At 73.2% G+C, this 11,753-nt stretch carries 8 protein-coding genes; 6 read left to right on the forward strand and 2 right to left on the reverse strand.

Annotated elements, in window-relative coordinates; genetic code table 11:
* Positions 1 to 37: 37 nt before the first annotated feature.
* The 4 genes from ACIQNG_RS26825 to ACIQNG_RS26840 all read left to right on the forward strand — a co-directional run bounded on the left by ACIQNG_RS26825 (position 38) and on the right by ACIQNG_RS26840 (position 6,648).
* On the forward strand, positions 38 to 1,726 hold the full coding sequence (locus ACIQNG_RS26825; protein ID WP_401488494.1) for a PucR family transcriptional regulator: 1,689 nt from the start codon (positions 38 to 40) through the stop codon (positions 1,724 to 1,726).
* Positions 1,727 to 1,904: 178 nt separating this feature from the next.
* Positions 1,905 to 3,248, forward strand: a complete 1,344-nt coding sequence (locus tag ACIQNG_RS26830) for a diaminopimelate decarboxylase (protein ID WP_401488496.1) — start codon at positions 1,905 to 1,907, stop codon at positions 3,246 to 3,248.
* A 263-nt stretch (positions 3,249 to 3,511) separates the two neighbouring features.
* On the forward strand, positions 3,512 to 4,852 hold the full coding sequence (locus ACIQNG_RS26835) for a 4-hydroxybenzoate 3-monooxygenase (RefSeq protein ID WP_401488556.1): 1,341 nt from the start codon (positions 3,512 to 3,514) through the stop codon (positions 4,850 to 4,852).
* A 74-nt stretch (positions 4,853 to 4,926) separates the two neighbouring features.
* Positions 4,927 to 6,648 carry a methyltransferase gene (locus ACIQNG_RS26840; protein WP_401488498.1) on the forward strand — a complete coding sequence of 574 codons (1,722 nt, stop codon included), beginning with the start codon at positions 4,927 to 4,929 and terminating at the stop codon, positions 6,646 to 6,648.
* Positions 6,649 to 6,657: 9 nt separating this feature from the next.
* On the opposite strand, the gene ACIQNG_RS26845 is transcribed toward ACIQNG_RS26840, so the two are convergent.
* Positions 6,658 to 8,154, reverse strand: coding sequence for an MFS transporter (locus ACIQNG_RS26845; RefSeq protein WP_401488500.1), 1,497 nt, complete (start codon positions 8,152 to 8,154; stop codon positions 6,658 to 6,660).
* A 205-nt stretch (positions 8,155 to 8,359) separates the two neighbouring features.
* On the opposite strand from ACIQNG_RS26845, the gene ACIQNG_RS26850 reads away from it, so the two are divergent.
* Entirely contained in the window at positions 8,360 to 10,135 is a 1,776-nt protein-coding gene (locus ACIQNG_RS26850) for an MFS transporter (protein ID WP_401488502.1), read from the forward strand.
* Entirely contained in the window at positions 10,122 to 10,634 is a 513-nt protein-coding gene (locus tag ACIQNG_RS26855; protein WP_401435622.1) for a MarR family winged helix-turn-helix transcriptional regulator, read from the forward strand. The genes ACIQNG_RS26850 and ACIQNG_RS26855 overlap by 14 nt, the downstream gene beginning before the upstream one ends.
* Before the next feature lie 71 nt (positions 10,635 to 10,705).
* Here ACIQNG_RS26855 and ACIQNG_RS26860 read toward each other — a convergent pair whose 3' ends face one another.
* A complete protein-coding gene (locus ACIQNG_RS26860; protein ID WP_401435619.1) occupies positions 10,706 to 11,701 on the reverse strand; it encodes a translation initiation factor 2 in 996 nt (331 codons plus the stop codon).
* Between the last annotated feature and the right edge of the window lie 52 nt (positions 11,702 to 11,753).

The following is an 11,753-nucleotide window of genomic DNA, read 5'->3' on the forward strand; positions in this document are numbered from 1 at the left end:
ACGAGGTCGGTCCGTACGGGGCCGGGAGGGTGTGGCCGTGCACGAGGTGAACGAGGCCGCCGAGGACGGCGCCGCCGACCTGCGGTCCCTGCTCGCGTTCGAGAACACCGGACTGCTGAGGACGCTGTGCGCGCCCGCCGATCCCGGCGCCCGGGTCCGCACGGTCACCGTCGGCCTCGACGACCTGGACACGGGGCCGGCGGGCTCCGGCAGTCTGCTCCTGGCCGTGGGAGCCGCCCCGGACGCCGCGACCGTGCGTGAGGCGGCCCGACGCGGGGCCCGCGCGGTGGTGCTCTCCCACGTCCCCGGGGAGCCGGGAGACCCCGACGACCAGGTGCCGCCCGCACTGCTCGACGCCGCCCGGGAGACGGGCGTCGCGGTGCTCGCCCGGGCCGACGGCACCGGCTGGGGCGAGATCGCCGCGCTGCTCCGCTCGGCCCTGACCTACGCCCGGGCCGCCGCCCGGGAGCCCGCCCGCGACCCGTTCCCGGACCTCGGGACGGCCTCGTCGCTGACCGCCCTCGCGGCGCGGGTGGCCGCGTCCGTCCAGGGAGCCGTCACCATCGAGGACACCGGACTGCGGGTGCTGGCCCACTCCCCCACCCGGCCCGGGGCCGACCCGCTGCGACAGTCCGTCGTCCTCCAGGGGCGGGTGCCCGCGTGGCGGGTCGCGGAGCTACGCCGCAGCGGGCTGCTGCGCCGGCTCTGGACGTCGTCCGAGGTTCTGCACCGGCCCGCGAGCGACCAGGATCCCGAGCGGCTCGTCGTCGCGGTGCGCGACGGGCGTGAACTGCTGGGCTCGATCTGGGCCGCCGCGGACTCCGACGCCATGGCCCCGGACGCCGCCCGCCATCTGCGGCACGCCGCCGCGCTGGCGGCTCCCCTGCTCGTGCGCGAGCGGCTCAGGGAGAGCGGCGAGACCCGGCAGCGGGAGGCGGCGCTGCGGGGGCTGCTCCACGGGCTGGGCGACCGACGTACGCACGCCTGGGCACTGGGACTGCCGGGGGACGCCCCGTACGCGGTGGCCGTCGCCGAACGGGAGCGGTCCGGACCGGACGACGACCGCTCCTTCGACCTGCTGGCGTTGGAGGCGTCCGCGCATCCGGCGGGCGCGGTGACCCTGCGGGACGGCGACCGGATGGCGATGCTCCTCAAGGGCGAGAGCCGTACGGCGTCCGGTGCCGGGGCCGTGCACGCGGCGGTACGCGGACTCCGGGAGACGGTCGCCTCCCTGCCGGACCCCGTCACCGTCCGGGTGGGCATCGGCCCCACCGTGCCGATCGAGCGGGTGGACGAGTCGTACGACCGGGCCTGTCTCGCCGTACGGGCCCTGCGTGTCCGGGAGGTCAGGGCGGCGGCGGCGGGGACGCCGCGGCCGGATCGGTGCGCGGAGTCGACCGCCCTGGGCGCGACGGTGGAGGTGCTGCGCGTGCTGGACGCGGTACGGCCGGTGTGGGACTCCGGGCACAGCCCCGTGCACGACATGATCCGCGCGGACCGTGCCGCGGGCGGTGAACTGGTACGGACGCTGGCCGCCTACTTCGACTCCGCCGGTGACGTCCCCGAGGCCGCGCGTCGGCTCTCCCTGCACCCGAACAGCCTGCGCTACCGGCTGCGCCGGGTGCGGGAGCGGTACGGGGTGGACCTGGACGAACCCGACACGGCCCTGCTGATCGCCCTGGCCGTGCGGGTCGCCGCCGGACAGCGCGGGGCCGCCCCCTGCTGATCCCTGGCGCCCCGTGCCGGCCCGCGCCGACCCCTGCTGTGCGGCGGCACGAAGAACCCGGTCGTTCTTGTCCCCGCCACCGAAGACGACAGGTGGGTACGCACGGCACGTTGAGTACTCGCCCACTCGATCCGCACGGGGCCGAGGCCGCCGCGTGCCGGGAACGAAGGAGTACACGATGCCGCTCCGCGTCGAGAACGTGGAAGCCGCCCTCCGGCAAGCCGTGACGGACGGTCTGGTGGGAGAGGACCGGCCGGTGGCCGGCTTCATCGATGTGCGAGGAGTCCGTGACACCGTCGCGGGACTGCACGACGCCTTCGCCCGGGTGCCCGACGTGCTCCATGCGTTCGCGGCCAAGGCATGTCCGCTGGTCCCGGTGCTGCGGCTGCTCGCGGACGCCGGGATGGGCTGCGAGGTGGCGAGCCCCGGGGAGACCCGGCTGGCGCTGGCGGCCGGGTTCGCGCCCGAGCGGATCGTGCTGGACTCGCCCGCCAAGACCCGGACCGAGATCCGCGAGGCACTGGAACGGGGGATCGCGGTCAACGCGGACAACCTCACCGAACTCGACCGCGTCGGCCGACTCCGCCCGGCCGGGTCCCGGTCGGTCGTCGGACTGCGCGTCAACCCGCAGATCGGCGGCGGCTCCATCGCCGCGATGAGCACGGCGACGGCCCACTCCAAGTTCGGTGTGGCCCTCGCCGACCCCGGGGTGCGCGAGCAGGTGGTCGAGGCGGTCGTACAGCGCCCCTGGGTGACCCGGCTGCACGCGCACATCGGCTCCCAGGGGTGCCCCCTGTCGCTGATCGCCGAGGGGCTGGCGGCGGTGCACCGGCTCGCGGAGGAGATCGCCGAGCGGGCCGGGCGGCGCCAGATCACCAGCCTCGACCTGGGCGGCGGGCTGCCGGTGAACTTCACCGACGACACGACGACCCCGACCTACGCCGACTACGTGAGCGCCCTGACGGAGGCCGAACCGGCCCTCCTGGACGGCCGGTACCAGGTGGTCACCGAGTTCGGCCGCTCGCTGCTCGCCAAGAACGGCTTCACCGCGGCGGCCGTCGAGTACGTCAAGGAGGCGGGGGGCCGCCGGATCGCGCTCACCCACGCCGGGGCCCAGGTGGCGGTCCGGACGGTGTTCATGCCGGACGCCTGGCCCGTGCGCATCACCGCCCACCGCCCGGACGGAACGCTCAAGTCGGCGCCCGTGCTGCCCCAGGACATCGCCGGGCCGCTGTGCTTCGCCGGGGACCTGGTGGCGAGCGAACGGCCCCTTCCCGAACTCGCCGAGGGCGACCTGGTCGTCCTGCACGACACCGGCGCCTACTACTTCTCGGCGCACTGGGCCTACAACAGCCTGCCCAGGCCCGCCGTCCACGGATTCCTGGAGCGGGACGGGGAGGTGTCCTTCGCGGTGATCAGGGAGGCCCAGACGGTGGACGAGGTCGCGGCGGAGAGCGGGGCCGCCCAGGCCGACGCCCTGCTGTCGGCGTTCGGGACGTCTCCCGGGTCCCGCGCGGCCTGACGTCTCCCCCTCGCTGACGCCCCCGCCCCCGCCCTGCCGCTGCCGACCCGTCACCGGCCCCCGTCACTGACACCCGTCACGACACCTCCGCGTCACCGAGACGTCCGAATATCGCGGTACGCCCCCTCAAGGGGTACATCCACGCGTATCGCGTTATTGAACCCATACGAATGAATGTCGCGCTTCAGCGGGTTCACGGGTCCCTACGATCCGTCTCTGTGAGGGAAAGTCAGGGGGCGGGTGCCTTCCGTGAATCGACCGACGTGATCATTCTCGGCGCCGGCCCGGCGGGGCTGGTGCTCGGGAATCTGCTGGCCGCGGCCGGGATCGACTGTGTGGTGCTGGAGCGGGCCGCCGGGGCGGACGTACAGACACGGGCGCGGGCCGGGTTCCTCGCCGCGAACACCGTACGGATCCTGGACCGGCACGGTCTGGCCGAGGGACTGCACCGGCGCGGACGCCCGCACTCCGTCTGTGAGTTCCGGACCGAGGAGCGGCGGTTCCGGCTGGACTACGGGAGCCTCGGGCGCGGTGAACGGCACACCGTCTACCCCCAGCAGGAGTTGGTCACGGACCTGGTGACGCGGTACACGGCCTTGGGCGGCCGGATCCGGTTCCGGACCGAGGCCCTCGCCGTGCTCGACGCCGACGGGGCACGGCCCTCGGTCACGGTGCGCGGCCCGGACGGGCGGCCGGGGCGCTGGGAGGGCAGATACGTCGCCGGGTGCGACGGCCGCCACGGTGCCGCCCGGCGCTCCCTACCGCCCGGCGCGGTCCGGCGGCGGCATCGCGACCACGGGGTGTCCTGGCTCGGTCTCCTCGCCGAGGCACCGCCGAGTCTGGACGCCGTGGGATACGCGGTGCACGACCGGGGGTTCGCCGGGCACATGGCCCGTACTGCCGACGTCACGCGCTACTACCTCCAGTGCCCGCGCGGCACCCCGGCCGACGCCTGGTCCGACGACCAGGTCTGGGCCGAGCTGGACCTGCGGATGCGCGCGGAGCGCTACGGCCCGTTGCGCCGGGGTCCGCTCCTCCAGCGCACCGTGTTCGACCTGGAGTCCGATGTGCTCGAACCGCTGCGTCACGGCACCCTGCTCCTCGCGGGCGACGCCGCCGGCCTGCTCAGCCCCTCCGCCGCCAAGGGCGCCAACCTCGCCGTGCTGGAGGCCGAGCTGCTCGCCCACGCGCTGATCCGGGCGCTCGCGCACGGCGACCACGAGGGCCTCGATGCCTACTCCGCGCGGTGCTTGCCCCACATCAGGCGGGCCCAGCGGTTCTCCCGATGGATGATCCGGCTGCTGCACGACGTCCCCGACACGGGAGCGGGCGCGCTGTCGGACATGCCCGGCACGGGAGCAGGGCCACTACCGGACATCCCCGGCACGGGAGCAGGCCCACTACCCCACATCCCCGGCGCGGGCGAGGACTCGCCCCCGGACGTTCCCGGCACGAACGAGGGCTCGCCCCCGGACATCCCCGGCACCGGAGCAGGCTCACCCTCGCCGTTCCCCGACGACCTCACCAAGCCCGCCTGCCTGGAGACGCTGCGCACCTCGCGCGCCGAACAGGACTGGTTCGCCGAGAACTACGTCGGGATCTGAGCCCCCGTCGCGTTCCCCCGCTCCTCCCTCCCCGGGCCGCCGCTCCCCGCCCACCGAACCCACAGGACACCCCCATGACGCCCACGCCTTCGACGACCATGGATCCCAGCGACTCGGCCCGCCTGCGTGCCGCGATCTACTTCGTCCGGGTCCACGACACCGCCGCCCTGCTGTCGTCCCTGCTCCCGGGTCTCGACGGTCCGGAGACACGGGCGCTGGTGGACCGCTGTCACTTCTCGCACGCCGCGCTCAGTGTCTTCCCTCCCGATCTCCCCACGCTCCACACCGAACTGGCCGGCCACGGCCTGAGGGTGGACCCGACCGCCGAATCGGTGCCGAGTGCCGTCGTACGGGACCGGCTGGCCGCGCGGCACGGACGTGACCCCGCCGAGCTGGACGTCCGGATCCTGCGCCCGTCGGTCGACGGGCCGCTCGGCACCGACCGCACCGTCGAGGTGTTCACTCTGACCGTGCCGCCCGGCTCCCGTCTCGCCCCCCTCGCCGCCCACGAGCGCGCCCATGAACACGAGGCGCATCTGGCGTTCGAGGTGCGGCGGCCGGAGCCGCTGGTGCTGCACGGCATGTGCGCGATCCTCACCCGTCGCGGCGCGGTCCCGGACGGCGGGGGCTACAACGCCCACGAGGACGGCACGGTGTTCTACTTCCTCGTCCCTGACGGCTCGGCGACCGGATACCGGAGGGTGGAACTGTTCGCGCCGGGCGACCACCGAGCCGTCCTCGGCAGCCATCTCGCTGTCCTCGGGGAAGCGTCCGACGAGGAGTCCGCCGAAACGCTCCTGCGGCTGCTGACCGGGGCCTGGACGACCCAGGCCCTCGCCGTGTTCGCCGAACTCGGGATCCCCGACGCCATGAGCACGGAGCGGGGTGTCACCGCCGGGCCGCTCGCGGAACGGGTCGGCGCGCAGGCGGAGAGCCTGGCCCGGCTCCTGCGGTACCTCGTGATGCTGGGGGTGGCGGCGCACGACGGGCGGGGCGGTTTCCGGCTCACGTCGCTCGGCGCCCTGCTGCGCGCGGACACCCCGGGGTCCCTGCGCCCCCTCGCGCTGCTGTACGGCGGTCCGTTCTACGCGTCCTTCGGGGCCCTCGGTCACACGGTACGCACCGGCGGGACCGCCTTCGACCACCACTTCGGCGCGCATCACTTCGACCACTTCGCCCGCCACCCCGCACTCGCCGACCTCTTCGACCGGTCCATGGCGGCGAGCGCCCGCATGTTCGAGCCGCTCACCCGTCACCCGGTCATCACCGCCGCGGGCGCGGCCCCGGGGCCCACGACCGTTGTCGACATCGCGGGCGGCAACGGTGAGTTGCTCGCCCGGATCCTGACCGCGCACCCGCGCCTCCACGGTGTCCTCCTCGAACGCCCCCATGTCGTGGAGGCCGCCCGCGGCACCTTCGCCGCGGCCGGCTGCGGCGACCGATGCACCTGTCTGGCCGGCGGCTTCGCGGACGTCCCCGGGGGTGGCGCGGTCTATCTCCTGTCCCGGGTCCTGCATGACTGGGACGACGACCGCTGCCGGGAGATCCTGCGCCATTGCGCCCGCGCGATGCCCGCCGACGCGGACCTGCTCATCGTCGAACGCCTCCTGCCCACCGACGGCTCCCCGTCACTCGCCGTCTCCTGGGACCTCCACATGATGTGCAATGTCGGCGGCCGTGAACGCACCGCGTCCCACTACGCGGACCTGCTGTCCGCCGTGGGCCTCAGCCTGGTGTCCCATGGGCCGCTCCCCTTGGACGGCCATGTGCTCCACGCCCGCAAGGCGGTTTCCTGAGCGGGATGCCTACGCCGTCCACCGCCGCCCCGTGGTGGACTTCTCCCCCGCTCCCGGCGGCGCGGGTGCCATCGCCCCACCGGGTGGGCCGCCCGTCGGCCGGGCGACGTCCGACGCGAGGTGTCGTACCGCCGTGAAGGCCACGGTCGCGCCGACCACCAGCACCGCGGCGCACACCAGCATCGCCCGCCGGAACGCGGTGTCGAAGGCACCGGGCGAGCGATAGGCGGTCTCGCTCATCCCCGACACCAGCGGCAGCGCGCCCACCGCGATGAGGCCCGCGGCACGGGCCGCGGTGTTGTTGACCCCGCTGGCCAGCCCCGCCCGCGCGGTGTCCACCGACGCCAGCACGGTCGCCGTCAGCGGGGCGGCCAGGGTGACCATGCCCAGCCCCAGCACCAGCAGCGCGGGCAGGACGTCCACCGGGTACGAGGCGTCCGGGCCGACCCGCAGCATCAACAGCATGCCCACCGCGCACAGCAGCGGCCCGACCGTCAGGGGGACCCGGGGGCCGATCCGCTCCGCCAGTTCGCCCGAGCGCGCCGAGAACAGCAGCATCATCACCGTCGTCGGCAGCAGCGCCGTACCGGCCGCGAGCGCCGAGTACCCCGCCACCACCTGGAGTTGGAGGACCGCGAGGAAGAAGAAGCCGGCCAGTGCCCCGTCCGAGCAGATCGTGACGAGGTTGACCGCCGTGAAGCGGCGGGAGGCGAAGATGTCCAGCGGCATCATCGGATCCGGCCGCGCCCGCTCCACCAGGACGAACGCGACCCCGGCCGCCACGCCCGCGACCGCGGTGACGGCGACAACCGCCGTGCCGGTGCGCGCCTCGATCAGCGCGAAGGTCACCAGCGCCAGCGCCAGCGCGCCGAGGCAGGCGCCGAGCACGTCGAAGCGGCCCTGTGGCGCGGCCCCCGCCCGCCCCGTGCCGTCCGACTCCGGTACGTGGCGCAGCGCGCACGGAACGCACAGCAGGGCGAACGGGACGTTCAGCAGGAACACCCAGCGCCAGCCGGGGCCGTCGACCAGCCAGCCGCCCAGGAAGGGGCCGACCGCCGCCCCGACGCCGCCGAACCCGGCCCAGAGGCCGACCGCGCGGCCCCGGTCGTCGGGATGGAAGGACGCCTGGATCAGCGCCAGCGAGCCCGGGGTGAGCAGCGCGCCGCCGACCCCTTGCAGTGCCCGGGCCGCGATCAGGACCTCGGCGGTGGGCGCCAGCCCGCACAGCAGGGAGGCCACCGCGAACCACACCACACCCGTGACGAAGACCTTGCGGCGCCCGTAGTGGTCGCCGAGGCAGCCGCCGAGCAGGATCAGCCCGGCCAGCGTCAGCATGTAGGCGTTGACGGTCCACTGGAGCGCCGCGAGCCCCGTGTCCAGGTCCTCGCCTATCCGTGGCAGGGCCACATAGACGACGGTGGAGTCCAGCAGGGCCATGCTGGAGCCCAGGACGGTGGTACACAGAAGCCACTTGCCCTGTGGGGAGGCCACCCGGACATCTGCCATGGACCCAGCTATACAGCGGGCCCGGGGGGCGACACGGGGCACGCCCGAATGCCCCGGTGAGCGTGTGGGACTATCGGAACTTGTTGCCTTCGGGCGCACGTTCCGACACATCCCGACGCCGTGCTTCGTCGGTGGCCGGGCGGCCGTCCGCGTATTAGGTTGGTTGTAGGCAAGCAAGCAAGACGTTCCGCTGGAAGTGATCTCCATGGGGACGAGCGAGGTCCGTACCGCGGTGCCGTTCCGGCGAGGGGCGGGCCGACCGCCGGGGCCCGGTTATCCGTGGATCGCCCTGTCGAACACGACGCTCGGCGTTCTGATGGCCTCCATCAACATGTCGATCATGCTGATCGCCCTGCCGGACATCTTCCGGGGGATCGGCGTCGACCCGCTCCAGCCGGGCAACACGGGGCTGCTGCTCTGGCTGATCATGAGCTATCTGGTCGTCACCGCCGTGCTGGTGGTCACCTTCGGGCGGCTGGGGGACATGTACGGCCGGACCCGGATGTACAACGCCGGGTTCGCCGTGTTCACGCTCTTCTCGGTGCTGCTCTCGGTGACCTGGATGCACGGCACGGCCGGGGCCCTGTGGCTGATCGCCATGCGGGTCTTCCAGGGGGTCGGCGGCGCCATGCTGATGGCCAACTCCAGCGCCATCCTCACCGACGCCTTCCCGCCGCAGCGGCGCGGGCTCGCGCTGGGGCTCAACCAGGTGGCCGCCATCGCGGGGTCCTTCCTCGGGCTGCTGCTGGGCGGACTGCTGGGGCCGATCGAATGGCGGCTGGTGTTCCTGGTGTCCGTGCCCTTCGGGGTCTTCGGCACGGTGTGGGCCTATCTCATGCTGCGTGACCAGGGGGTACGGGCCCCCGCCCGGCTCGACTGGTGGGGCAACGCCACGTTCGCGATCGGTCTGATAGCGGTGCTGGCCGGAATCACCTACGGCATCCAGCCCTACGGCGGCCATCCCATGGGCTGGACCAACCCGGTGGTCCTCGGGGCCATCGGCGGCGGGATCGTCGTCCTGGTGCTGTTCTGTGTGATCGAGACGAAGGTGGCCTCGCCGATGTTCCACCTCGGTCTCTTCCGCATCCGGGCCTTCACGGCGGGCAATGTGGCGGGGCTGCTGGCCTCGCTGGGGCGGGGCGGGCTGATGTTCATCCTGATCATCTGGCTGCAGGGCATCTGGCTGCCCCGGCACGGCTACAGCTTCGCCGAGACCCCGTTGTGGGCCGGGATCTACATGCTGCCGCTGACCCTCGGCTTCCTGGTCGCGGGGCCGGTCTCCGGCTGGGCCTCCGACCGGTTCGGGGCGCGGACCTTCGCCACCGGCGGCATGCTGCTGGCGGCGGCCACCTTCGCCGCGCTCGCGGCGCTGCCGGTGGATTTCTCCTACCCGTACTTCGCGCTGATCCTGCTGCTCAACGGGATCGGGATGGGGCTGTTCGCCGCGCCCAACCGGGCCGCGATCATGAACAGTCTGCCGCCCGACCAGCGAGGTGTGGGCGCCGGGATCAGCACGACGTTCCAGAACTCGGCGATCGTGCTGTCCATCGGGGTGTTCTTCTCACTGATGATCACGGGGCTGGCCGGTGCGCTGCCCTCCGCGCTGACCCATGGACTCACCGCCCAGGGGGTGCCCGCGGCGGACGCGGCCCGGGTCGCCGCCCTGCCGCCGGTGGGCGTGCTGTTCGCCTCGCTGCTGGGGTACAACCCCGTACAGACTCTGCTCGGCGCCCAGGTCCTGGACCGGCTTCCGTCCGGTCGGGCCGGGTATCTGTCGGGCCGGGAGTTCTTCCCGCAGCTGATCTCGGGGCCGTTCCACAGCGGACTGACCGTGGCGTTCAGCTTCGCGATCGCCGCGTGTGTGATCGCCGCGCTGGCGTCGCTGATGCGGGGCGGCAAGTACGTCCACGACGATCCCGGCGACGAGGGCGGGCCGTCGCCGCGGACACGGCGGCCGGAGGTGCGTGATGAGCGGCCGTGAGGGTGACCGGCCGGCCGCCGGCGGTACGGCCGGGGCGGGCGACGCCGAGACCGCCGGGCGGCTGCGGATGGCGATCCAGCATCTGGCGCCGCTGCTGAGGGGCGATCAGCGCACCCACCGCGATCTGACCCCCAGCAGACTCACCGCGCTCGGTGTCCTGGACGAGCACAGTCCGGTGCGGATCGGTGAGCTGGCCGCACGGATGGGGATCTCGCTGTCCACCACGTCCCGCATGGTCGACCTCCTCGCCGCGGCGGGCTGGATCAGCCGTAGCCCCGACCCCCGCGACCAGCGCGCCAGTCTGATCGCGCTGAGCACCGAAGGGCGCTCGGTGCTGGGGGCGGCGCGCAGCGAGACCACCAGTGCGCTGTGCCGGGAGATCGCGCGGCTGGACGAGGAGGAGCGGGGGCGGTTGCGGGCGGCGCTGCCCGCGCTGGAGGCGCTCGGCCGGCAGGCGCGTCGGCAGGCGCCCGGCGCCGGGGACGAGGACCGCCGGTAGGGTCGGCACCTCGCCGGGAGGTGGTCCGACCCCGCCGGTCAGCCGGGGCCTGAGAACCTGCCGTGCAGGTGTCAGTGGAGGTCCGCCGTGCCCCGGCGCAGGATCGCGCGGGCGGTCTCGTCGACCAGGAGGCGTCCGTCCGCGTTCTCGCCCTGGTCGCGTACGGCGCCCCGGACGAGGGCGAGATAGAAGAGGGCGGGGGCGCAGGGGGTCCAGGCGTCGGTGCGGTGGATGAAGTCCAGGACCGACGCCGGGTCCGCGGGGACGAAGGCGAACTCCTCGTGCTCCCACTTGTCCTCAATGCCCCGGCTCCAGCGGGACCTCAGCTCGTCCTCGTCCAGGTCGGTCAGCACGGCCCGGAAGAACCCGGCCCACTGGTTGTTCAGCAGGTCGAGGCCGAAGCCCAGCAGTTCCAGGTCGACCCGGTCGGACGCCTGCACGGCCAACTCCTCCCGCATCGCGCGGCGGGCGATGGCGTGCAGACTGACGCCGCCGGTGGGAGACAGGTCGTGATGGGCCGCCGCGCCCTCGTTGGCGGAGGAGTTCCAGCGCCGGGCGTTGGGGCCGGCGACCTTGGCGCTGCGCCGGGAGAACAGCATCTTGCGGTCCACGCCCGTCTCCACGGCGACGTTGACGCCGAAGCTGCAGAACATCCATGCGGGTGCGTCCAGCGGGTCGCGGTCCTGGAGGTACTGGCGGCGCAGGGTCGAGCCGTTGGCGAGGGTGCGGTCGAGGTTGATGGACGTGGTGAGGTAGTCGTAATAATCGGCGTCCAGGAACGACAGGGTGACCTGGGGCTCCTCCGCGGTGTGGGTACGGGAGACGACCAGGCTCTCCACGGCGAAGCGGGGGTTGTTCCACCGGTAGGACTCCCCCGCCGCCTGGCGGCGGGCCTCCTCGTCCTCGATCTCGCGCCGCCACAGGCCCAGTTCGTCGGGGAACCGGACGCGCCGGTTCTCGTACAGGACGCGGACGTTCTCCTCCTTGATCGGCCGGGTCCCGTCACCTTCGTAGACATGACAGTCGGTCACCTGTCCCAGAAGGGTGAACCTGTCGCGCTGTGCCATGAACTCCCCTTACATATGAATGAGTTGAAAACGATAATGGGGGATCGGGACG

It is taken from the genome of Streptomyces sp. NPDC091377 (assembly GCF_044757045.1).
GTDB lineage: Bacteria > Actinomycetota > Actinomycetes > Streptomycetales > Streptomycetaceae > Streptomyces.

Coding starts and splice junctions, on each gene's coding strand:
- ACIQNG_RS26850 (WP_401488502.1), top strand. CDS start 8,360: ATGGGGACGAGCGAGGTCCGTACCGCGGTGCCGTTCCGGCGAGGGGCG.
- ACIQNG_RS26845 (WP_401488500.1), bottom strand. CDS start 8,154: ATGGCAGATGTCCGGGTGGCCTCCCCACAGGGCAAGTGGCTTCTGTGT.
- ACIQNG_RS26860 (WP_401435619.1), bottom strand. CDS start 11,701: ATGGCACAGCGCGACAGGTTCACCCTTCTGGGACAGGTGACCGACTGT.
- ACIQNG_RS26830 (WP_401488496.1), top strand. CDS start 1,905: ATGCCGCTCCGCGTCGAGAACGTGGAAGCCGCCCTCCGGCAAGCCGTG.
- ACIQNG_RS26840 (WP_401488498.1), top strand. CDS start 4,927: ATGACGCCCACGCCTTCGACGACCATGGATCCCAGCGACTCGGCCCGC.
- ACIQNG_RS26855 (WP_401435622.1), top strand. CDS start 10,122: ATGAGCGGCCGTGAGGGTGACCGGCCGGCCGCCGGCGGTACGGCCGGG.